This window comes from Methylomonas sp. Uni0011 (genome assembly GCF_056850255.1).
Window position 1 is genome coordinate 13,909 of record NZ_JBVVNO010000023.1, and the last position, 23,352, is coordinate 37,260.

Annotated in this window: 21 protein-coding genes; 8 read left to right on the top strand and 13 right to left on the bottom strand. The window is 49.4% G+C overall.

Going from position 1 to position 23,352, the window contains the following annotated elements:
* Window positions 1–97 precede the first annotated feature (97 nt).
* Window positions 98–385 (top strand): type II toxin-antitoxin system TacA family antitoxin, encoded by a 288-nt coding sequence (locus AC0IM9_RS18280; RefSeq protein ID WP_054759603.1) that lies wholly within the window; start codon window positions 98–100, stop codon window positions 383–385.
* Window positions 375–860, top strand: a complete 486-nt coding sequence (locus AC0IM9_RS18285) for a GNAT family N-acetyltransferase (RefSeq protein ID WP_054759605.1) — start codon at window positions 375–377, stop codon at window positions 858–860. Before AC0IM9_RS18280 ends, AC0IM9_RS18285 begins: the two co-directional genes overlap by 11 nt.
* On the opposite strand, the gene cas3f is transcribed toward AC0IM9_RS18285, so the two are convergent.
* From cas3f to AC0IM9_RS18315, 6 genes are all read right to left on the bottom strand, one after another.
* Window positions 857–4,141, bottom strand: a complete 3,285-nt coding sequence (gene cas3f / locus AC0IM9_RS18290; RefSeq protein WP_482804938.1) for a type I-F CRISPR-associated helicase Cas3f — start codon at window positions 4,139–4,141, stop codon at window positions 857–859. The two genes, AC0IM9_RS18285 and cas3f, sit on opposite strands and share 4 nt — an antisense overlap.
* Entirely contained in the window at window positions 4,138–5,076 is a 939-nt protein-coding gene (gene cas1f, locus AC0IM9_RS18295; RefSeq protein WP_482804939.1) for a type I-F CRISPR-associated endonuclease Cas1f, read from the bottom strand. Before cas1f ends, cas3f begins: the two co-directional genes overlap by 4 nt.
* A gap of 597 nt (window positions 5,077–5,673) precedes the next feature.
* Window positions 5,674–6,177, bottom strand: coding sequence for a FlhC family transcriptional regulator (locus AC0IM9_RS18300; RefSeq protein ID WP_082409681.1), 504 nt, complete (start codon window positions 6,175–6,177; stop codon window positions 5,674–5,676).
* Window positions 6,178–6,183: 6 nt separating this feature from the next.
* Complete coding sequence (locus AC0IM9_RS18305) at window positions 6,184–6,462, bottom strand: flagellar transcriptional regulator FlhD (protein WP_444512417.1); 279 nt, start codon at window positions 6,460–6,462, stop codon at window positions 6,184–6,186.
* A 2-nt stretch (window positions 6,463–6,464) separates the two neighbouring features.
* Window positions 6,465–7,016, bottom strand: a complete 552-nt coding sequence (locus AC0IM9_RS18310; RefSeq protein ID WP_221054687.1) for a transglycosylase SLT domain-containing protein — start codon at window positions 7,014–7,016, stop codon at window positions 6,465–6,467.
* A 294-nt stretch (window positions 7,017–7,310) separates the two neighbouring features.
* On the bottom strand, window positions 7,311–8,279 hold the full coding sequence (locus AC0IM9_RS18315; RefSeq protein ID WP_482804940.1) for a ParM/StbA family protein: 969 nt from the start codon (window positions 8,277–8,279) through the stop codon (window positions 7,311–7,313).
* Between the two features lie 147 nt (window positions 8,280–8,426).
* Between AC0IM9_RS18315 and mobI the strand changes: the two genes are divergently transcribed.
* Window positions 8,427–9,434 (top strand): conjugative transfer protein MobI(A/C), encoded by a 1,008-nt coding sequence (mobI, locus tag AC0IM9_RS18320; protein WP_482804941.1) that lies wholly within the window; start codon window positions 8,427–8,429, stop codon window positions 9,432–9,434.
* A gap of 246 nt (window positions 9,435–9,680) precedes the next feature.
* On the opposite strand, the gene AC0IM9_RS18325 is transcribed toward mobI, so the two are convergent.
* The 7 genes from AC0IM9_RS18325 to AC0IM9_RS18355 all read right to left on the bottom strand — a co-directional run bounded on the left by AC0IM9_RS18325 (window position 9,681) and on the right by AC0IM9_RS18355 (window position 15,933).
* Window positions 9,681–10,616, bottom strand: a complete 936-nt coding sequence (locus tag AC0IM9_RS18325; protein ID WP_482804942.1) for a hypothetical protein — start codon at window positions 10,614–10,616, stop codon at window positions 9,681–9,683.
* A 47-nt stretch (window positions 10,617–10,663) separates the two neighbouring features.
* A complete protein-coding gene (locus AC0IM9_RS18330; protein ID WP_482804943.1) occupies window positions 10,664–10,831 on the bottom strand; it encodes a four helix bundle protein in 168 nt (55 codons plus the stop codon).
* A 73-nt stretch (window positions 10,832–10,904) separates the two neighbouring features.
* Window positions 10,905–13,196: a formylglycine-generating enzyme family protein gene (locus tag AC0IM9_RS18335; protein ID WP_482804944.1), complete on the bottom strand. Its 2,292-nt coding sequence runs from the start codon at window positions 13,194–13,196 to the stop codon at window positions 10,905–10,907.
* A gap of 35 nt (window positions 13,197–13,231) precedes the next feature.
* Window positions 13,232–13,576 (bottom strand): hypothetical protein, encoded by a 345-nt coding sequence (locus AC0IM9_RS18340; RefSeq protein ID WP_482804946.1) that lies wholly within the window; start codon window positions 13,574–13,576, stop codon window positions 13,232–13,234.
* 65 nt (window positions 13,577–13,641) lie between these two features.
* Window positions 13,642–14,226 (bottom strand): hypothetical protein, encoded by a 585-nt coding sequence (locus tag AC0IM9_RS18345; protein ID WP_482804947.1) that lies wholly within the window; start codon window positions 14,224–14,226, stop codon window positions 13,642–13,644.
* Between the two features lie 468 nt (window positions 14,227–14,694).
* Window positions 14,695–15,096 (bottom strand): HNH endonuclease, encoded by a 402-nt coding sequence (locus AC0IM9_RS18350; RefSeq protein ID WP_482804948.1) that lies wholly within the window; start codon window positions 15,094–15,096, stop codon window positions 14,695–14,697.
* 93 nt (window positions 15,097–15,189) lie between these two features.
* On the bottom strand, window positions 15,190–15,933 hold the full coding sequence (locus AC0IM9_RS18355; RefSeq protein ID WP_444512299.1) for a TraB/GumN family protein: 744 nt from the start codon (window positions 15,931–15,933) through the stop codon (window positions 15,190–15,192).
* A gap of 749 nt (window positions 15,934–16,682) precedes the next feature.
* On the opposite strand from AC0IM9_RS18355, the gene AC0IM9_RS18360 reads away from it, so the two are divergent.
* From AC0IM9_RS18360 to AC0IM9_RS18380, 5 genes are all read left to right on the top strand, one after another.
* Window positions 16,683–17,384, top strand: coding sequence for a hypothetical protein (locus AC0IM9_RS18360; protein WP_482804949.1), 702 nt, complete (start codon window positions 16,683–16,685; stop codon window positions 17,382–17,384).
* A 1,196-nt stretch (window positions 17,385–18,580) separates the two neighbouring features.
* On the top strand, window positions 18,581–19,030 hold the full coding sequence (locus AC0IM9_RS18365; protein WP_482804950.1) for a hypothetical protein: 450 nt from the start codon (window positions 18,581–18,583) through the stop codon (window positions 19,028–19,030).
* Between the two features lie 15 nt (window positions 19,031–19,045).
* Window positions 19,046–21,130: a MobH family relaxase gene (gene mobH, locus AC0IM9_RS18370; protein ID WP_482804951.1), complete on the top strand. Its 2,085-nt coding sequence runs from the start codon at window positions 19,046–19,048 to the stop codon at window positions 21,128–21,130.
* Between the two features lie 158 nt (window positions 21,131–21,288).
* The gene (traD, locus tag AC0IM9_RS18375) at window positions 21,289–22,974 is read left to right on the top strand and encodes a conjugative transfer system coupling protein TraD (RefSeq protein WP_482804952.1); all 1,686 of its coding nucleotides are present in this window, start codon (window positions 21,289–21,291) and stop codon (window positions 22,972–22,974) included.
* A complete protein-coding gene (locus tag AC0IM9_RS18380) occupies window positions 22,952–23,350 on the top strand; it encodes a hypothetical protein (RefSeq protein WP_157199239.1) in 399 nt (132 codons plus the stop codon). Before traD ends, AC0IM9_RS18380 begins: the two co-directional genes overlap by 23 nt.
* Window positions 23,351–23,352: the final 2 nt, after the last annotated feature.

The following is a 23,352-nucleotide window of genomic DNA, read 5'->3' on the forward strand; positions in this document are numbered from 1 at the left end:
GCGCAGCAGAGTTTAAGCTAGAACCTATCAATATTCAATTTGTACCCTAAAGTTAATAAAATTGTGGGTACAATGAGTACTTTATCGGGAGAGGATTATGCCTATCGAAAACGGCAAACAAGACGTCTTAAAAGTTCGTATGGACTTGGCAACCCTGCAAATGCTGGAACAAGCGCGCCAATACGTTGGCCTGGACAAAAGCAAATTCATTCGGCAGAGCGTTCGGGAAAAGGCGGAAGCCATAATCGCAGAGCATCAACAAACCCGATTCAGCCAGGAGGACTGGCACATGTTTTTCGAGCTGTTGGACCACCCTCCGGAACCGACCGAGCGGATGAAAAAAGCGCTGCAAACCTATAACCGCATCGTCGGCGATGAAGTTTGAGTTATTGCAACCCAAGCTTCACGACCGGCAAAACTTCGATTGCGGCGACAGCGTTTTAAACCGCTATTTGCGCCAATTTGCGCAACAGGACCAAAGCCGCGACCTGAGCCGGGTCTATGTGTTGGCCGATACGCAACGCATCGTCGGCTATTACTCGATCAGCGCGTGTTCGGTGAACCGCGACGAATTGCCCGATGCAACCAGAGTTACGGCTTACCGGGAATTGCCGTTCATTTTGCTGGGCCGCCTGGCAGTAGATAAACAGTTTCAAGGCCAGGGGTATGGCGATGCACTGATCATGCATGCCTTTAAAACCACGAACGAGGCCGCCGAAAAAATCGGCATCTTCGGCATGATCGTCGACGCCAAACATGAACGCGCCGCCGAGTTTTACCAAAAGTTCGGTTTCAGACGCTTGAACGCCACGCCGAATCGTTTGGTGTTGCCGTTCTCGGCGATCAGAAAAGCAATTTAGTCGCCGCCATCCCGCCAAATCCCTAGTTGTTCGCAATAATTAAACTGCGTTTGCCGTTGCCGGTCGGTATCGCTGATCCGCACATTGATTTCGCCGTAATACAGCGCGGCATATTCACGACTCCAGCCGTGGCGTTCCGCCTGTTCCTCCAATAACTCGGAATAGTCATGCCATAGCCACCAACGCTGTTGCTCCAGTGAAGTTAGCGCAACGCGCTGGATTTTGTAACTATTCTCGATCGGATTGATACCACCTTGAGGAAGTTTTTCGACAAATCGAAACTCACCGTCTTGGTCCGGCACATCGAACAGGGTTTGTTGCGGGTCTTGCCGGCGAAACGGCTTCAGCCGTTGCGGCAAGGCCGTCAGCCACCAATGGCCGCTCAGCCAGCCTTGCAATGCTTCCGGCCCTGTCGCGGAATAATCGTTCAGCAATTGCCGGATGCAATGGTGTTCCAGATCGGCCAAATTGGCGGTTGGCTGTAATTCTTGGGATTGACGGATGCGCGGAATCGCGTTGATGGCCGCCAACTGCTCGGACGGAATCAGCCTGGATAAATCGTGGCTTTGCAGCATGTTTTCCGTGGATTCGAAGCCTGGCCGGCGAAACGCCGGCACATCGTCAGCCTGTTTCAGCGCCTTCAGGTTGTATTGCAACAAGCCAATATTCGGCGCATCCGGGAGCTGTTGGCGATGCCGCAATACTCGCCCGGCCAACTGGATGATGGAACGGTAGGACGACGGCTCGACCACCGCCCAATCAAAGTCGTGATCGCGCCCGACTTCCTCGACCGGTGTGGCAACCAGGATGAAAATCAAATTTTCGGCTTGGCACGCGCCGACATGCCGACGTATCGCTGGGTTTTCGTAAACCGCTGCCGGTTCAACGCGTTTGAGGACTTGATCCAGATGCTTCTCCTGGCTGTGTCGCAACAGCAACACTTGCTGACTGTGGTAGGCCATGATGCGGATGTCCACATCGGCCGGCCAGTCGGTCGAATGCGCCAAGTAGCGTGTCAGCGCGATGCACGGTGGAATATTGGCCATCCGCACCACGCCGAACGAAACACGCTTGCCGTTGTGAGGGGCCGCCGAGGCGTGGCGCCGATGTTGGCGGATGACAGCAGCCTGAATGTTCGAAAAATAAGCCGTCTCAATATCGTTGGCTCCGGCCTCTGGCTTGGCGAGTCCAATCAGTTCGCCTATGCGTCTGGGCGGATTAAGTTTGGTGTTTTGTAAAAACGTACAACGCTTGGCAATGAAGGCTTGATGCTCGGCGCGGTAGGTTTCGATAGCATCAAGCGGAAACGCGGCAACCCGGTTGTCGTTCTCGTCGAACCAAGCGCAACCGATAGCCGGTTTGGCTTCGCGAGCCGCGGCGAACAAGCGCCAGCCGGCTTGATAGGCATTGAAATAGCCTTCGGCCAAAGCCGGGGTAATGGTGGCCGACGAGATCATCACTTTACAACCCAGCATGGCGGCCAAATGAATCAAGCGGCCAATTGCCACCAGGTCGTCGCTATCGAAATCGTCGATTTCGTCGATCACCAAATCCGACGACAATAAACGCAAACTCGGCAGGATGTGCCGGCCGCCGCGCGCGGTTTCGGTAGCGGCCATCAAATGATCGATGGTGCAGGCAATTACCGGTGCATACAACAGCTTTTGTTTTCGGCTATCGACCTGGCCGGCGCGATTGGTCCACAAGGTGCCGAGCACACTGAGCGCCTGCTCGGGAATATCGAAATCGATGTCGTTATCCTCGCCTACCGATGCAGCCGATTCGGAACCCAGTGACGAATCTTCTTGTGTTTGGCGGTGCAAATCGCGGACCGCTTGCGAGCCGATCATCACAGCCAATTCGCCGTTATCCAGCCCGATGCGTTCGCGGTATTCATCGCCGGTTTGCAGGGTTAACGTGCGCAATCCCAAGGCAAGCACGTAACGCAGGCTATCGCCGTCCGGCGATAACGCCCGCATGATTTTGGCGTTGGCCAAGGTTTTGCCGGAACCGGTGCTTGCCATATTGACCGCAAAAAAGCCGAAGCGCGGCGCGGTTTGGACGCACCCCGTTCGCCAACGCTGAATCGCTGCAACGGCTTGATCCTGCCAACGAAAGCGCGAATCGCTGCTTTTTTGCTGAAGCTTTTTTAAGTCGTAAGCGGATGGCGGTTCGCTTTCAAGACGCGGCAGGCGCCGCGCCAACGTGGCCGAGCATTGCGCGACCTTGACCAGATGTTCGTCCAACCACTGTTTGGGCTGGCCGTCGGCATCGGTATTGGCATACAACGCAACCGTTTGCCGCCATTGCGGATCGGTGGCTTGCGAAGAATATTGATGATCGCCCAACATCAAACTGAGCCGGGCAAAATGCAACACCCAACGATAGCCACCATTTTGCATGACCTGTTCCAGCAACGGCAGGCACTTCAACAGCTTGTTGGCGGCGGTTTGCAGTTGATCAAGCCAGGGTTGCGATTGTTTTAGCAAGCCTTGCGGGAATTGAAAGCATTGTTGCAACCGGTCCGCTTCGCTGTCGTTGCGATAACCCCAGTCGGCGGTGATGATGTCCAGGGCTTGTTGTAATGTCTCAACCGGCTCGCCCCGCCACTTTTTGGCTTCATCCCAAGTCAAATCCGGCAATTTGTGATGCGTGACGATCAGCCAAGCCAACAATCCAGCACCATCCGGTAGTTTTTGCAACGGCTTTTTTACGTTTTGGCCGGCCGCCGACATGAGTGGTGTTTCATCCCAAACACCCTCGGCCAGCCTCTGCAACCAAGTAATGTCATTGTCGGCATCTTGAATCAACGCCCGAAACAACAGTAGCGATACCCACTCGTGGCGCAATGGGTCGGGCGGCTGCTTGGATTGCAATTTGTGCTGGAAACACTGCGTCGCCTTACCCCAGTCATGCAGCAGCCCCGCCATGACCGCCATCGCCTTGATCAACGGCAAGTAGATCCATTGGTGTTCTGGCTGGAACGCGTGCAAGGTCTTTTGGCTGCGATTCACCGGCACTATCCCTTCCGCATTAAAACACCGCCGATTCCCCACAATCCAAACCAATTCTCTCCGGCTCCGCGACCTGAGCCAATGGCAAGCCACGGCGGTGTTTTTAGTGGCGGTTTTGCGCAGCAGGGTTTTGACCGTGATCAGGCCTTCCTCGGTGATGACGGTTTGCCAGGTGTTGTCGCCGATGCGGTTAGCGAAGGCGTCGAGGACGCGACGGGTGCGGGCCAGGGCTTTTTTCTGGCATTGGCTGACGAAGGTGACCATCATAGTTGGGAACCCTCGGATTTATCGATGTTTTGTACTTTTCGTTCTCCCTCACCCCGGCCCTCTCCCTCAGGGAGAGGGTAATTAAGGGCTTGCTGTTTGACCTGTTCGAACATGAAGTCCAGGGACTTGTGGTCGGTAAATTTTTGCAGGATTTGCTGGCGAAACTCCTGTTCGCTCATCTTTTCCTTGGCGCAAACAAAAGCCCAGGGCAGGACGATGGCATCCTTGATCAAATCGGCGACGTCGAAAACCAAGGCGCCGCGTCGGGTTTTCCCGTGCATCACCGCGAAGCCGTGCGGGATGCCCAACACCCATAAAGTAGTCGCGGCCAATCCGTAAGCCAGATAGTTGCCGTGGTTTAGAAAGCCGTTGGCGAGGTCGCTGGCGTCGTGGTTACGGCTGAAGTCGTTGTGTTGAGTAGCCTTGGCGGCGTAGCGGTAGAGTTGTTTGGTCAATAGCGCTTCCCGTTGCAACAGGTCGCCGACTTTGCCGGCTTGCTCGATTTGCGTGCCGTAACCGTCCAGCGCCGCGGCTATGGCGCTGTCGTGGGCGAAGATGTTTTCGGCTTGCAGATCGCGGTCCTTGCTCCAGACCTTGCGGATATAGTCGATGCGAGCTTGCTGAAAGGTTTTGGCGACCGCCAAGCGTTGCGCGTCGTCGAACCAGAATTGCAGCCAGCCCTGCACGTATTCGGTGGGCCGGTATTCGCTTTGCGGCGTCAACCATTCGATTTCGCAGCCGCTAAACAAAGGTGTGCCTCCGCCGCCGCAAAAGCCGACCAACACGCCGGCACTGGCCAGCATGCGCATCGCCGCTTGGGTGATCGAGGTACCGGTGCCGAGCAGGATCACCGTGGTATTGGCAATCGGGATGTTCCAATACAGGTTCTCGTCTTTGGCCTCGGTTAGATACAACACCCGGCCATCTTTTTGCATGACCCGGCATTTTTCCAGGTAGTAGATGTTGGCGCGTTTAGAATGGAGGATTGTTTTTAATTCTGTAAGTTGCTGCATAGAAGGCTGGAGCAGGTTGGTGAAAAACCATATTTGAGACGCTAATTCTGCTCAATCGAACCAGTATTTAGTAGGAAAATAGCTTCATCGGCACTAAATATATAGTCATTCAACGCCAAAAAAGAGTTTTTCACCAACCTGGTAAGCGCCAAAATGATCGGGATTTGGGATATTACTGCTCTTAAAATATGAAATGTCACTTTTTGAAAAACTTAATCCATTTAATATCAGTGCCTTAAAATTTCACTTATTATGAAATTACATTCTAAAGGAGCAGTAATAAATTGCATTAGCTAGCCTTTGAGTAATTGGGCGCTTCATTTTATAGTGCTAATTAAATGAAAGATTGGAATTTAGATTATTCAGAAAACTTGATTTAAACACAGATTCCTTAGTGTTTTCAAAGTTCTTACAGCATGCCAACTAAAACACCAATAATTTATTCAAATTTAGCAACACCGTTAAGTATTATTCAGTTTTCAATTGTTTTGGCTATATTTTATTTAGTTGAGTTTATAATTAATTTGATGAATTGCAAAACGGGCATTTTTTCGCTAGTCGGCTGTCATCGCAGGCCAAATATTGCTGACTACATTTAGGACAGGTTTCAAAATAATTTGTCTCACATCGAAAGTCCCTTGTCAATGTCCACGCCTCATTGATCGATTTAGGATGTATATCGAGCTCATTATATTTTGGTACCAGCGTTTTAAAAATATCCCAGGAGTCGATCACAATCCGCACGTCCACAGAGTTTTTTTGTTGTCCATTCAATTCTGAGTATATTCGCATAAATAAGGTTGCGTAGAGCTGGTTCCTGCGATTGGACAGGACATAGGCTGATGATGACAGCAACCCAGAACTTGGTGATTTCAAATGCAATTCTTTGTAAAGTCTTCGCAGCAACAGTTTTGATAATTGTGTATGAATAAATACGATAGACGTCCGAAAACCCGCTCTAATCATTGTGAGAGCTAATTCATGTCTGTTGAAAACCGTAATCGCCTTGTCGTTGTGGCTCATAAATAACTATCCATTTCTATTTATAATATCTATTAGTGTTTTTGGATCAGGCTCTTTTGATTCCAATATTTTTCTAAATCCGTCACAGTTTATTCGAGGAGAGAACAACAAAAATCCTGATTTAGATAAAGTAATTACTTCTCCAATACTGATACTGCGTATTAGCCTTGCTGTTTCATTGTCTAATCCAAGTAAAATCTTCAATTTGTTAGATTGATCATCAGTCATGGACTCTCTAATGAACAATAAAAGCTTTAGGTTGAACGCCTCGATTTCCTCCGTCATTTTTAGTCTCCAAAATACTTCCTAAGCTTATTGGCAATTAACGATATTCTTCTTCCATAGGCATATGCGCGTGCCAGTCGATCGGGCTCGTTGCCATAACCTGCATGATAACGACCTAATCCGAGAGTTTTGTTATGCGGTTCCGAGCGAATGGCTTCAGCTAGTATGTCGGCGCCGACCCGAAGGTTAACTTCTGGATCGAATAGATTTCTAATATCGCTGACACGATAGCCGTTCCATTTAATATTTATCTGCATCAATCCGACATCAATCGATGTAATTCCTTTTTCGAGTTCACGTGCTAAGGTATTTAAAGCATCCCCACGGTTTCGCGGAAAAATAGCCGTTCCCGCTGCGTTGATGGCCAATGGCCATGGTGTTATGGTGTTATTTGCACTGTATTTCGATGACTCCATTAATGATACGGCATACAATTCAAAGGGGTCTAGCCCTTTTTCTGCGGCAATTTTTCCCCAATTCGAGTTTATCAGTGCATTCGAGTAAGCATTAGCTGACAAAGAAACTAGGTACAAGATAAGTAACAATTTCCGCATATGTTTGGCTTACTTATTAAGAAATCACAAAAATATAAAAATGCAATAGCAAAAGTTTTCAATCTTCGGTGGCTAAGCTCGATTTGAGTTTTGTTAAGGTTGACTCAGACGCTAAATCACTAGCTGATATATAAGAAACGGCGGACGAGTTTTGTAATCCGAGTTGTGAGATGACAACAGCCATGGTTGCTAGCGTCCGTACTCGTTCCGCCCGATCTCGGGAGTTTATTCTTTCGATATCGGCGTAAAGCTCTGGGTTGGCATTCGGATTGATTGTCACCAATACTTTCACCGTCACCCCCTCCCGAAATAGAAAAAGCCTAACGCGTTGGCAAGTGTTGGCTGCGATGGCGTAAAGATTGGGTTCAAGGGGAAAAATTCTTTAGTTGCGTTCTGATAAAGGGATGCGCCACCACCGGCCAGTAAGACGATATCAACAGAACCCTTCTCTCGGCGGAGAGATTGTTTCATGGCTTCTAATGCGATCATCGAGATCGATTGTGCAGCAGCGGCCAAATAATCCTGGAGAATGACCTCTTGGCCTAGCAAGAGCACATTGCTGCTTCCGGATCTTAAAGCATCCTCAATTTTTTCAGGGGTCAATTTGCCTCCATGGTCGTCGCAAATCAATTCACTTGTCTTGTCTAGCAACACTGACATAGCTTCTAAGCTGGTTCCGGACGACGAAGAAACAATTTCACCTTCGTTCAATAGCACCCAATCCACCGAAAAATAACCTGGGTCGATCACTAATACCCGGCCATCGCTTAAACGTCTGTCTTGCGTCGTAAATAGTTGTTCGACGAAGGCGCCGGTTGGCTGCGGAACGACGTGAACCTGTTCTACAGCGACTTGCCGTTTCGGGGTAATTTGGTGAACACCTTTGAGCTGATTGGCCAATGCTTGCCGCGCTGATCTGTCTTGCCATTGTGATACTGGGAGACCTGTAACCAAGACGTCGATAACAGAACGTTCGGATGATAGTAAGGCGGCATAAAACAGCGCTTTGTAAGAGGAGGTGTTTGTATAGTCCTGATGTAGAGCACGGTTCCAATTGCTCAGTTTGCTGACACTTATGCCAGCGCCCCACGCGACGCCGTCAAGCGTGACACGTAAAGTATCGCTCGCCCGATCGATTGCTTGGGGCAAGTGTTCAACGGGTGCAGCCCCGGCGGGAAATAATTTTGTGGTTGGTGGTGCAAGTTGATCACCGAATGCGAGCTTAACGTTCGAATAACCAATATCTAAACCGAGTACAAACATGAATATAGTCCTGATTACTTAATGGAAAGGTCTGGCGACTGATGATAGACGCGCGTCGATCTTACCAAGATCGATCAAAGGAACCCGCTGGCTAAATGCATCTAAAATGCACTTTGCCAACGGGTTTAGATTTTCAAATACGCTAGCATGGCAGTTTTCAACTCAGGCAAGGAAGGTGAGGCCATGGTCGAGACGGGATCCTGTAACTTGACCGGGACGGTTGCATACCATCATTATAAAACTCCGCCCGAAGTATGCGCGTGGATATTCAAGCAGCTTGACCAGTTGCGTGAACAGGCCAGTTTAATCATCGAACAATATACGGACAACTATTCTGGTTTGGTTAGAACAATTGTGGGCGTCGATCGTTATCCATTGGGTATTAAGCTAGAGCCAATGACAAACGATAGATTCGCTGTTACATGGGGTATCGGTAAGTGGGAACAAAACAAATTCGTTCAAACGAGAAAATTCAATCTACAAAGTAAGCGATTTCGTATTTATTATATAGATGATTATTTGGTCGAAGCACCCATAGAGTTAAAGAGCTTGGCGAATGAGACGGAAAATAAAATCGAGCGCATCAGAAAGCTGCAGCATTATTTGCTAAAAATTATTGCCCATATTGTTAGATATGAGTCAACCTCTTCTTATGGTAATGATGATATAACCCAGTCGATCTTAAAAGAGAGGGGGCAAGGTTCTGAAAATATATGCATGCCATTGAATCAAAGTGACAGGCAATCATGTAATGAAGTTAATAAATGGATTATCAATCAGAGAGCAATTCTTCATAAAGAGGCAGAATATTACGTGACTTATTATTGGAGCAACAATCGAAAGAGTGTCGCCTTAGAATATCCGTCAATTTCGCTTGGACTCAGGATAAAAATCAATCGCAGCAACTCAATCAGCATAGAGTGGTTTGAGGCCCAATTTGTTGGGAAAAAGGTATTTGAAAAAAAACGTTTCAAGAAGCCGCGAAACATTAACACTTATACAATTTTAGAAAAAATAATTATGTCTGAGCCGGAATGGTTTTCACAGCTTGTTCGGGACACAGAAGAAGAACTGGTTCGAATCAGGAAAATGATTTGTATTCTATCCAGCATAAAAGAAACATTATTGAATTACCAAAATATTGACTTCTCGTAAGCGATAGTTGATGCGTATTGGTGGGCGGTCGCCTGTCGACCCTAAGCTGACAGATCGATTTAAATTTTGGTGGCGGGAAAAGGCAAATAAGCGGCCGTTAAAATGGTGGGTGCGGTAAGCTTCCGTCATTGAATATTTCGAAGTCAACATTCCGCCGGTTACGCTATCGTTAGTCAGAGCGGGCTGAACGAGCATGCCCACACACCCCACCGCTAGTCGGCATAAGCTATCGGGATCTGCGCCTAATTACATTGAATATTCGTTTCGCTTGCCCATGCGGCTGCGGATGGGGGCGAGAAAAATGAAACCTAACAGGAATAGAACAGAGGCGGATGGTATTGGGGTGGCGATAGGGGCGCCTTGACAATACAGAAAACCTCCGTGATTTGTACAAAATCCATGATCGTCGCTTAAAAAGACCGGTCCGCCCAAGCCGCCGCCAAAAACCAGATTTCCATAGCTGCCATCGATTGAAGGCTTTCCTAAATCGTCCATTGCAATCCTCATCAAACCGGTTGGGGGATTATTTTGCAAATATCTGTCATTGGACAGATAAAGGTTATCATCGATAACCCACAAGTTATTACCTGCAAGAATTGCGTTGGTGTAAGTGATATCCATATTGATACGGCCCTGAATCGCGCCTGATTGCTTATCGTAATAATCCAGCGAGGCCGCACAGCCGCCGCTATAACATGGCGTCGTTGCGTAAATATAATTATCATCGACCGATACGGCTTTATTATTAGGGGTATTGATAAAAAGTTCCGGCGTCAGTGTCGCCATATTCCATTTGACAATCCAGGAACCGGAGTAACTGCCTAATTCATCTTTATTAAGGCGATTATCGATATAACTTCCCGATACGGTATACAGCGCGTTTTCTGCTTCATCCAGCCACAGATTTTTTATCGAGGCAAAACCCCATATTCGATAAGGCAGATTGATTTCTCCCAGAATATTGCCGCTGGTATCGTCAAACCGAACAAGTGTGGCAAGGCTTCTTTCCTTGACGCCCCAATATTCATTGGCGGTATTGTTATGCGTAATAATGGTGGCGGTCAGATTAAGGTCGATCACCGTCAAGGCGTCCAGCCGATTATCATGTGTCCATTGATAATTGGACGCCAGGGTTATTTGAGGCGAAAAAATCAAAGATAATATTAAAGCTATTCTGAACATAATCGATTGCCCTCTACATTGAATGACATAGGAAATGAATTTAAATGCTAGTGGTTGCCACGCGCTGCGGTACGACTGAAAACATCCAACAAGCTGCTTTCGATAAGCTCACCCGGGGTAAAACGCCGTGCCCGAGGAAAACGCTCGATGAGGGGGATGATCCACAGCAGCAATTCGTGGCAATCCTCCACGACTTTTGGCGTTAAATCGGCCATCTACCCCCCTCAAAAAAAATCGCGGACTACTCTGCGGCATCCGTTTTAAAAAATTAAGGCAACAGGATAAAGCTTAAAGGCAAATGTCCTGGACGAGACGGAAACCAATGCTGACGTAGCGATCACCGTGAGGATCCCAAAATCGAGTGCCCGTGTACCGGTAACCAGCGGTCTTAAAAGATCGACACGCCGAGCGCAAATCGGAAGGATTGTCGATCCAATTACCGCCGCGCACCACGCGAGAAACGTTGCCGGTGTTAGACCAAATGCTGCCATCGCTGGGGGCGCCTTCATAATTGTCATGCCAATCGTCCATACACCATTCCCTGACATTGCCGTGCATTTGATATAAGCCCCAGGGGTTTGGAGGAAATTCGCCAACCGGCATTGTTTTCTCCCGGTACTTGCCTTTGCTTCCACCGTGGTAGGAGTGATTGCCACAGTAGTTGGCTTGTGCGGTGGTAATGCTGTCACCCCACCAAAATTCGGTGGTTGTGCCTGCGCGACAGGCGTATTCCCACTCGCTTTCGCTGGGCAGGCGGTAACCGCCGCTGGTTTGCTGATTCAGCCAAGTGCAGTAAGCCACGACATCGTCCCAGGAAACGTTGATGACCGGGCGGTTATTTCGCCCCCAACCATAGTCGCCGGGTTTGTTGGTTTTAGTATGCTGACAGAATCGGTCGTAATCGTTAAAGGTAACGGCATGGCGGCCCATGCCAAACGGTTTGGCGAGGGTCACTAGGTGTTGCGGGCGCTCCCTATCGTAACGTTCCAATTTCCTGTATAGCGAACCCATGATAAAGCTGCCCGCGGGTATGATCACCATTTCCGGCCCACTACCGCCGGATTTCAAGGTGTCGCTGTAGGTGATGGGCCGATTCAAGGCCGAGGCAGTATGCCGCTGCAAGGTTTGCACTTGTTCGGTGCTCCAGCCGTGAATGTGTTGGATCGCAGGCAGCTCGCACCTGTCATTGACCGGATTTGCTAGTTCGTTCAGCTTTGGCCGATTAGTGGCTAGGCTAGCGAGTTCGGTCAGTTTCAGCGCCAGGGACGGCTCGTGGGTTTTAAAACATTGCGCCAAACGATACAGGTAATCGGCGTCATCGGCTGCCAGCTTGGCGGTTAGTGTGGCGTTATCGGCCAATAAGGTGTCAATTTGCCGCCAAGCTTGCCAGTGTTGCAGGGCGGTTTTGGCAAACTGATGATCGCGTAGCGAATTTGGCAGTTTGGCGAGGCCTTCGCTGAGTTCCAAAAACAGATTGGCGCCAAGTTCGGGCTGGTCTTGACAGAGGAATTGATAGACTTTGCCGTAGTCGTCGATGACGCTGTTGAACAGGTCATTGATCAGAGGATCATTACTGGCACTGAAGAATTCCGCCAGCAAGGCCGGGAAATATGGCAGGCTGTGATAGCGTTGCAGGTGGTACAGATCGGCAATCGCCGCCACCAGCATCTGCAAGCCGGGTACGATGTGCTGACCGGCTTCCTGCAATTGTGCCAAGGTGTATTGATAGTGCGCGGTTTGCGGTTTACCGAGTTTTTGTTCGGCTTCTAGGGTCTTACAGTTGTGGGCGAAGATTCTGAGTTCTTCAGCCGATCCCAGCGGCGCGTCCTTCTTTAGAGCATAGCTGTCTTTTGCCCAGGCCTGGGTCTGGCGGCGGACGACATCGCCTAAAAAATGGCTTAACGGCAAGGGGTGGTCGTGTAAAGTCAGGTAGTTCAATTGATTGTGTGGCCCCGCCGCAAAGCCCCAATAACTGATCGAGAGCTGAATATCGCGATGATTCAGATTCAGGTCGATCAGCAGGGTGGGATGGTTAGGTATAGCCACGTATAAGGCCTGAGCCATGGCACTGCCGCCGGCACGGTTTTCTCTCCAGGCTTTGGTGATGATTTGCACCGGGCGCTGCGGGTTGTGCATGGCGTAATGATTTTGCAACAGGTGCTCCAACTGCGATTCCAGTTGATTGCTGACCACTTCGTTAAACATGGCGGCCAGCTTGGGGTCGCTGCTGGTGGGCGGCGACAGGATCACGGTCAACGGCACTTTGCCGTGGTTGACCTTGGGGTGGGTCAAAACATCTGCGGAGAGTTTTAAAGGCCAGTGCGGCATGTCGATCGACCAAGCCCGGTCTTCCGCCCGATATTGCGCATGACGTTGTATATCTTCCTGGCGGTGCTGCTCGTCAATGGCGCGTTGTTGTTCGCGGAATTTGTGGTTTTCCTCGAATTCGGATTGGCGTTGCTTCAGGCTGTCTACGCTTACCGTGCTTTGTGTCGTTGTGTTCAGTGCGCGAATGGCCGGTTCGCACATTGCAATTAGCTTTAAGCCGCTGATTGCAGCAGCCGTAAATAGTTCTGCCATGGTTCAATTCCAAGGGTATTGGCGGTTTTAAAATTTTAAGTTGCTGGCTTGCTCCAATCGATACCGCTCGATTGGGGGGAAGGCTCGGGATTGCTGTCGTAGCTGTAGGCGGTTTCACCTAGGTTAGGGTCGGTAGACATTGTCGGGGGTTCTGTTTCCAAACCGGACAGCTGAGAATGCCCATAATAATCGTCATGCGTGGTTGCCGGGATGGCTGTGCCATCCGCGTCGGCAAACAGCGGGGGTAAAAAATCCGTGCCGTATTCTGCTAATACTGTTTTACCCAAATGCAGCAAGCAATCGTTTACGGATTCAGCGTGGTGAAGCGTGCAAGTGTCGTTGAGAATATCCTGGTCGTGATGGTTGTTATCGTTTTGCATCGTGGTGCCTCGTTCGGATAGTGTTCAAGTTGGCTTGTGAGCAGAAGCGATTTTTCAATGCTGCTTCAGGAATTCGGTTCGCTGGCGGGTACGCTTTGTGTGCTCCAGTCTATGCCGCTGCTGGGTTCCGGGCTGCTTACCGTCCAGGAAGAGGATTCTTCTTCAGCGGTATTTTCAGGTGCCGAGCCCCACCAAGAGCTGCTGGTGTCTTCCGGTTCGCTGTTGGAAGCACTCGATTCCGAGTCGTCCGGCGTTGGATCTTCAAAAATCGAAGGTTGAGGGGCATTGTCTTCAACACCGTTTCCCGACCAAAAATTGGATACTTCGGCCACGGCTTGATTGATGTCATCGGCCAAATGGTGGTAGTTATCGATTACTTGATGATAGCCGTCGGCAAGGTGGTCGAACACGGTTTCCGTGGTCTCGCAGACATGTTGCCAATTGTTTTCGACAAAACTGCCGGTCGCATCGGCTACTTTGTCATCAAGGCCGCTTTTATCAATGGCATAGGCTGCAACGGGCGCTAACCGCCCCGCCTCCAAAGCGGTTGCATAGGTGCCGTAGCCGAATAACGTACCGGTTGCATCGGCAACGGGTTCGGCGAGTGCGTTACAGGTATCGTGAAGCGTTGAGTGTTTGTCGGCGGTCATCTGGGTTACTCCTAAATTGGCGTGGGAGTCAATCGTATTCTAGCGGGCAAAAAAACTCACGACTTCTTTTGCGCTGAAACGGAGGAGCGTGCTGAAGGCTTTCAAGGTAGATCAGAAGCCACGAGGTGAGTATCTATATCTGGATTATGAGACAAACGAAATCAAGGTTAGCAAGCCTCAATGCAATGCAGAGTTCGAGGCCAATGCTCAATTGCTTTCCGATGTTATGGTGATGACCAAATGGCCGAAATCCTAGATTCCGCTGGCACTGCATCAAAGCTGCGAGAGACCAGCTCGTTGGTGTAATCGTAATACTGGCAGGCGGCTATCCATTCCACTGCGGACACTGAAGCCGAAGTGCGATGGTCAGCTAATGGCCGTCTGCCGCCGATGGTCAGCGGCATATATTTCAGTTGCAAATAAGGAATCTGGTATTGTCCGGTTGTCCGATCAATACCAGAGCAATGTCTAGTTTAATCTTATGCTGTGCCACCCTCCCTGGCTCATACGAGCCTGAATTAAGTCTCTGTACTGTTCAGGTTCAGGTGGGTTTTTCCGTTGGTGTCGCTTGTGATTACAATACCAGCAAGCCGCAACGATATTAGTCGGCTTGGTTGAACCACCTTCATGATGAGCTTTAAGATGCTCACCTGTGCATCTTAAGAGTTTGGCCTGGTTAGGCGTTATTTTGTATTTGGCGGAAAATTCAATGATATTCCCCGTCGCCATTGGTTGGTCGCAGTAGTAACAGCGGCCGCGTTGACGGGAAAAAGCGATAGAGCGGGGTTTTATAAGCGATTTGCGACGTTGTGCCATGAGAGTCTCCGAGTGAACAAAAGGTTGCCCCCTGTCGCTCACATGAGCATCCATGGGGAACCAGTCGAACGCTCGAACTGGCACAATAGGCAACCCAACGGGTAGTGCCCACAGAAAAATTATAGAGTTGACTAATCTGAAAAACAACTAGAGATTACATTCCCAAACCACAAAACCATCGATAACATCCTTCGTTGATCGATGACGCTTGGCGTTGATCAGCGACATGAGTGACTCATTCAGAATTGGTAATGCCTCCGGATCGAAGGCACTAACGTATCGGCTTGACCTGCCTTGCCCGTTCTCGCACCTCTCAGGTAGCCAACGTTGCGGGTAGGATTTAACTTGATAGCCATGGTCAACCAGAATCTCGGCAACAAATGGTCCTCCGCTTTTGACAGTCCACTTAACTTTTTTCAATGTGTGCAATCCACCCAGAAGGACCAGTATCGGCTCATCGCGTTGTAAATGTTCTAAGCGGTCAGCCATGTGTTCGTCGCGATCCTGATCCGCATCGATGGCCTCGATTCTCAAGCAGGGTGTTTTCGATTTTAGCTTGGCCAGATAATCAATCAGTTTTCGCATACCTGGATGATCGATGGCATACGGTATTTTAATCTCCGATACCCGTGTTTCGCCCTTCGTTACTGCATCGATGGCGGGTTGTTGATTGTGGTTAATTTCGAGCCCTACAGTCAGGCATTGATGTCTTTTAAGTGCTGAATCCACCAGAAGCGCAAACAGTTGTGCCGATTCCGGTTTCTGGTGGGTTTCACCGATGATGACAATGTTGCCGGGATTGATATTGTCCTGTATGGTCGAGAACTCATCCGACCATACAGGACCGGATAACAGCACCAAATAAATACTAAAAAAGTATCTTTCCAACACCTAAAAGGCTCCTAAACTGTACAAAATGGCGTTATTTATAGCATCTCGTACTGTAGCTCCTGCGCTAATTTCTGCATTAAAATTCAGCTTTGAATGGCCCGCTAACCGGCTACCAATGTCTAATTGTAACGGCTTGCAATCGAAAATTGCGCAAACCAGCAATCAGCGCAATTATCGAACGGAATTAGCTGTAACTGACGGGCGCGCAAACCGAGATTATTTGCAAGTGAACCTGCAATCATTCGCGCCGACCTGCAATCATCCGCAGCAAACCAGGATTATTTGTAACTGACACCAGTTCCAGAAACTCAGCGTCAAGGAAACAATATTGACGTTGATTCATTGACGAGATAGTTGGAATATCAAGGTAAGATTCGGCGTGAAGCGCATTTTGGCAAGACAAAAGTCCAGAAAACGGACGTATTCTGGACTGTATTTTTTTTCGAAGTAGGTGTCAGCAGCGACTTGGCCGACAAAAACCGACCCGTTGCGATCTATCGCCTAACATGATTCAATGGCGCCAAATGGATCATTACCAGTCCTTATTAACGGACACCGATGATATTCGGAAATAAAAGTTCTCTGCTAATCAATGAATTAGCATGCAACGTGGAATTTTAGCTATATATACATACTGTTAACAGCCAAATAACGTGTTGGGCGTCCTTATAATGGAAAGATCGTAATCCAGGTAGCATGTCCCTCGAGTTAATTTAACCTGATTAGCTGGATATATTAAAAAGGCGAGCATGAAAAACAACATCGATAACAATCCTAAATCTATAGTAGAGCGCTTAACTAAGTTTCGACTTATCTCTTACTTTGTCGCTCTCTCTACGGTTATGGGTGGGATCCTGTCTTTTTCAGAAACAACCAGTAAATTCATTGATTGGTCAAAAAGCATGCTTGCGATAGCACTACCTCCAAGTGAAAACGTGGAAACACGATCGTTCTGGATAATGCTAGACGGAGTAGAAGGCTACAAACTCGTCGATCGAACTGGGGTTGAAATATTCAAGGCTGAGGATTTAGGAAAAGGGGACCTAATAATCGTTCCACAAGAGCAGAGGCTACCAATACCTTTCGCCGAGGCTATAGACGATCCACTTCCCCTTGAGACTAAAACAGACGACGGAAAGTCTGTAGTTAGAATCCGCCCCGCTATCGGCTCAACAGAGGTAATCAAAGAAGCACTTATTTGGCCTGGCAATTACCTAATCCTTGATGCTTATATTGTTACTGAGAAGCAGCGCGGCGGATACAGTTTTCAGCAGGGACGCTGCCCAACTGTAGTTTATTTTGACTCAAATTTGAAAGAAGTTGGTTACGAAGGAGCTCCTTATAGAAAGCACGTATGGGTCAGAATCGAACGAACGAAAACGAGCTATTCATTCAAAAGGATTGACCCACAAAATCCACCCGAATTTTGCAAAGACGGAATGAATGCATAAGTTTTGAGTGACAGCTTATTGTGTTGCAGCCGCCATACGTTGAAATCGATGAATGACTCAAAATGGCCGCTTGGTTGAGGTCCCCAGTGGCTGCTTTGAGCCCTTCCGTTACAAAAATCTGGACTGGGCCGGCTAACCGGTTTAGAGAAACGCGGCAGATAAAATGGGCCTGTGTGCTTTTGGTCGGAATGCCTAGATTGTCAAGTCTTTGTGGTTCAGTGAGTAGACTGGTGAGCAACGAATGATCGACAAGTTGCCTCGACAGCATATGAATTACGAAAATAGCGAACTCAGTCGATCATTTGTCGACATACAGGCGAAATGAGTCGTGTATTCTGTTTTATTAATCTTTCGATAGGAAGTAAGGGCATTAACAGGTTGGTGAAAAACTCATTTTTGACCCTAACTCAGCCTGTATTTAGTTGAAGCATGATACTGCAGACACTATATATTGATTAAGCTGGCCAAAATTAGCGTCTGAAATATGGTTTTTCACCAACCTGTTACGGTTACCTTGAGTCCGTCGGCCGGTTTACGCTAGGCATTAGCAAAGCGCATCACATGAAACGAGATATTCGTGCAAACGACTGCCGATTTCAGGATGACGTAGTACCCATTGCTCAGATAGAGCTTGTTAGACGGCTCTGTTTAACGTCATTGCGTAGTGGGAAAAATACAATGTGGCATCGCCGCTAACCTATTGAATTGAAGGCGGAAAGAAAGGAACGACGTAAAAATTCGACGCGCGAAAAGCAATAATTAATCAACTGCGCTGCCACATTAATTGGTTCACAAGCGTGCACCATTAATAAATCCATCGATATATCAATCACTAAGCAAGAAATGACACCGACTTTGTGCCAATAATCTGGTGTTCTCCAAGACAGTACCATCGCAAATTTGATCTAAACCACCACACTGCACCATTATAGTTTTCCACCATGAAGACCCATATTTATAAAATGGGGCAAGCTCGTGGAAAAAAACAATGTGTCAATACCGCGGACAAATTGATAATGTGTATAGCCGGCTGAATTATGCCGGCGAGAATGGACCGCAACAGAAAATGTGGGCGCACTCCGTGCAATGGGTAGTGAGAACACCCGCTGGCAAAGTGCATTTCAGATGCATTTAGCCAGCGGGTTCAAAATTCGGAATGCGATATGCTGACCTGACCCTAACCAGAGGACAGGCCAATGCGGACATCCATAATCTTACTTTTACCTTTCATGGCCGGTTGCGCCCAGGCGCCGATCGATCCGGCCACTTCGCAGCAAGTCATCACATCGATAACCGGCGCCGGACCTCGCCACGACTGGCAGCTTGGAATGGACGCTTTTGCCTCCGAGACTGGTGGGGCGGCGGTACGACAATCGTCGGTGGAGCATGTGGTCACCCGTAAACCGCATGCCCCAGCCGGTACGGTGGCAGATGCGAGTGGATTCGTAACGCTGCCATTGGCCCAAGCGGACGCGGCCTCAGCCCAATCCGGTACTCAGCCGAGCGCAGACGAGATCGAAAGAGCTTGGCGGAAATATTGCCGGCATAAGCTGGACATGACCGATCGCGATCACGAGATTATTCGCACCACCACCATGCCGGCCAGACTGAAAGCGTCATGCAATCCAAAAAGCTTGAAGAAATAAACGGGTTTATCGGCGATGTTAGCGAAATTGCTCAATACGATATTGCGGATTACTGAACCTGATGAAGAGGTACCTCGATATCCACCATTCGCCAAAGGGCTTCCGGCCATCCCCGCAATTAAAATCCTAGAGTCTCAAGACGAATTAATTAAAAAAATCAAACACTATTTAGGTGTCACCGACCAGGAATATCAAGGGCGGGTATACCCCTTAATATTCAATTACGCGCGATTTGTGCATTTGTTACCTGCGTCGGAAAAGCATCACCACCGCGGCGCCGGCGGGTTATTCCGTCATGGCCTAGAGGTCGGTTTTGAAGCTGTTTATAAATCCCATGGCGTGCTGTACGGCATGGATGAAAACCCAGGTAGACGAAAACAACTGACGCCACGCTGGCGATTGGCGATATTCATTGCCGGTATGTTGCATGATTTAGGCAAGCCGGTCACCGACGTTGAAATTAAATCCGAGGATGGCGCTCATACCTGCAATATAGTGGGGGACGATATTGAAACCTGGGCGAGGAAGCGCAAAATCCAACGGTATTATCTGAGTTGGCGAGTCAACCGGAATGGCGACCATGAAATTGTTTCACCGACTTTAATCAATAAGGTCATCACACCCGAAGTTCAGGAGTATTTAAATGAATACGGGCCGACAATCTACAAAGAAATGCTGCTCACAATTGCCGGCACCTCACACTACTCAAAGATGTACTCACTGGTAATGGATGCCGACTACCTCAGCGTAGAGAAAGACCTTAAAAATAACTGCATACCCATTGACCCCTCGATAGGCGCACCGATTGAATGGTTCATATTAGACGCCATGCGGCAACAGATTAAAAACGGAGCGTGGACCGATAATGCCAAAGGGGCGGTGGTTTGGAGAATAAAAGAAGGCACCTTTATCGTGTGGAATGAAGCGGCCGATGATATTAGCCGCTTGATCACAAAAAGCAACATTCCTGGAATACCAAGACACCCGGATACGCTAGCCGATATTCTGATCGATCGCAAGCTTGCAGTCCCATACCGCTTGAATCCGCAAACCGTCAGCCGCTACTGGACCATAAAGCCTAGCAGCATGGACCGGCCGCTTAGGGGGCTCAGGTTGACGGATCCGATGAACGTGTACACCGACTCACTGCCGTTGATCGTCGACGGACACGTGATTCACATCGAGAACGAGACTGACGGTCAATCCGATGCGGTAGCACAGCATGGTGAGGCGGCCGTAACCCCAACAAATCACGATAGCGCGAACTCAACAGACCCTGATCTGACGAACGCGGAATCTGAACCAGAAATACCGTCCGGAGGTGTCGAGGAAATAGAGACCCCGATAAAGGCTCAACCGGCAACACCGCCCTCGGCGCCAACAAATCATTCCCAACCGAGTCCGGCCAGTCCTGCGCCGAACGCAGAGGACAATAGCAAGGTCAATACCGCGGAGGCCAAAGCCGCCAGACAGTGGTTGGCCTCAAAACACGCGGCCGGCGCCTTGTTGATGCAAAGTCTTGACGCGATATCCGCGGAATATTTTCAAATTCAACCGAATGGTCGGGTCTTGATGTTGCATCTCAATATCGCAGCGGCATTGGACCAAAAGCCCATCAATATCATCACGACAATAGACGCTGCCGGCATGATCGAAGTCGATCCGCGCAAACCCATGGTCAAGGTTACCGAACTGGGCGGCGTCAAGGGCGTATTGCTGAACAAAGAAACCAGCCGATACCTAACGGTATTGATCCAAAACGCGGAAACGCCGCCTGCTCCCCCTGCACCGCCGCAACTCGCCGTCACCGCTCCGGATGCCAGCCACCCAACACCAAGTCACGGACAATCCCAGGGAGCGCATACGGCGCAACGCAATGCGACCCATGAGATTGAGCAACTCATAAAAGCGATTAAAGCATTCGAACTGCCGCTCGCAGTCGATCAAACGGATGATAGCTTGATCGTCGATATGGTGTTACTGAGAGCTTATATCGAGGAACGGCAGTTATTCGAAATTAAGCAGTTATTGCGATATGCCTTCGACCGACCGGATATTTCGATCGATAGCACCAATAAAAAATTCATCGTTAAAAAGTAATGAAAGACGAATACGACTATCAATTACCCTGGCGGCCCAATTACGAAATTACGGCCATTGTGGTCTGGATCGCGTTTGGTCTTGTGGCGTATTTGATGTATCGGTTTTCGGGATTACCGAGCGAGCCTTTTACAGGTCTTATGGTGGCGTGCGTCTTCATGGCGGTCAAGCGCGCGCCGGCATCGGCCGGGGTGTGGTATCGAAAACACCGGCTGAATTACTTCAAATTTCAGCGGTTCAATGTCGCTAGTCTGGCCGGTATTGTTCGGCGCCACCCGGATCAATGGTGGTTGGGCTGGGGATTCGAGTGGAACCAAAAGCACGCCCAATTGGCTTACGACATCCAAAAGCGCGATTTAACCGGGTTAATCCCGGTCAATCATGATCGGATGGGGGCGACATGGATCCATGGGCTAGGGTTAACCGAGGATTACATTCGGCAAGCGATCTCGCACAGTGCCGGCCACACCTTGATCGTTGGTACCACTGGTGCCGGAAAGACCCGCTTGTTCGACATCTTGGTGACACAGGCGGTGCTGCGCAACGAAGCCGTGATTATCATCGATCCCAAAGGCGACAAAGATCTGAAATGGTGCGCCGAACGCGCGTGCCGACTTTCGCGGAACCCGGACCGGTTTGTCTATTTCCACCCGGCTTTTCCGGACGAAAGCGTCCGTATCGATCCGTTAAAGAATTTCAACCGCTCGTCCGAGTTGGCCAGCCGAATTGCCGCGGTCAGTCCTGGTGAATCCGGTTCGGATCCGTTCAAGGCCTTTGGGCAAAAAGCCTTGGATAACATCGTCCAAGGCCTGTTTGCGGCCGAAGAACAACCGTCCCTGGTGAAGTTACGGACTTACCTTGAAGGCGGTCCGGTGCCGTTGGTGATTAAGGCCTTGGTGCGATATTTCGACAAGGTGCTCCAATTCGATTGGCGCAGTAGTATCGGAATGAAAAGAATGGATCTGAACGACAAAACTGCGCAGTTGCTGGTCAAATTTTACCGGGAGCGAGTCCAGCAGGAACGGCAGAACACCGACCTGGAGGGGCTGATTTCCATGTTCGAACACGACCGCACGCATTTCAGCAAAATGATCGCCTCCTTATTGCCGCTGATGAATATGCTGACCTCCGGCAGCTTAGGCGCATTGCTGTCGCCGGACCAAAGCGACTCGAACGATACACGGGCAATTACCGACGCGGCCGAAATCATTAAAGGCGCTAAAGTCGCATACATCGGTCTGGATTCCTTATCGGACAGTATGGTCGGCAGTGCTATCGGCTCCATTCTGTTGGCCGATCTGGCGGCTGTCGCCGGCGACCGGTACAACCACGGCGTCGATAACCGGCCGGTCAATATTTTTGTCGACGAAGCGGCCGAAGTGATTAACGACCCGTGCATCCAGCTCTTGAATAAAGGCCGCGGCGCACAATTCCGGTTGTTTATTGCCACCCAAACCTTTGCGGACTTTTCGGCCCGACTGGGTTCCGAAGCCAAGGCCAGACAAATACTGGCCAACCTCAACAACTTGATCGCGCTCCGGGTGATGGACGCCGAGACCCAGACCTATATCACCGACAATCTGCCCAAAACCCGATTGAAGTACATCATGAGAACTCAGGGAGTTTCTACCCATTCAGCGAATCCAGCGGTATTTTCCGGAAATATCGGCGAGCGATTAATGGAGGAAGAGGGCGACTTATTCGCCCCGCAGTTATTAGGCCAATTGCCTGATCTACATTACATCGCCAAATTGTCTGGCGGCCGCATCGTCAAGGGCCGTCTGCCAATACTGATCTCTGACCTGGACAAGGAAAAAACCCATGCCTCGCAAAAAAATGCGTAAACCAAAACAAACCGCGGAAGAAATCATGCTGAATCGATGGCGCAAATTAAACCCCACCGAGAATCGAGATTTGCAAATACTGGAATTGGATTGGCCGGTTGCGATCGACATTCTCCAAGCGGCGATCAAGATCATGACCGATCATCACCATAAGGCAGATCAGTTGGAGGACGTGATCACGCAACTGATGTCTCAGGTACTGATCGCTTACGCGCAGGCATCCAGGCAGCATCATACGGACGATGCATATCGTCTGCTCCGGACGGTCGAATCGATTCAGCGCTTTTTGCTCCACAGGTATGTAATGGACGTATCGATTGAGGCCTTGGTGACCAACCCCAGAGTTGTCGCCTTGATCCAGCGAGCAGCGGCGTAATT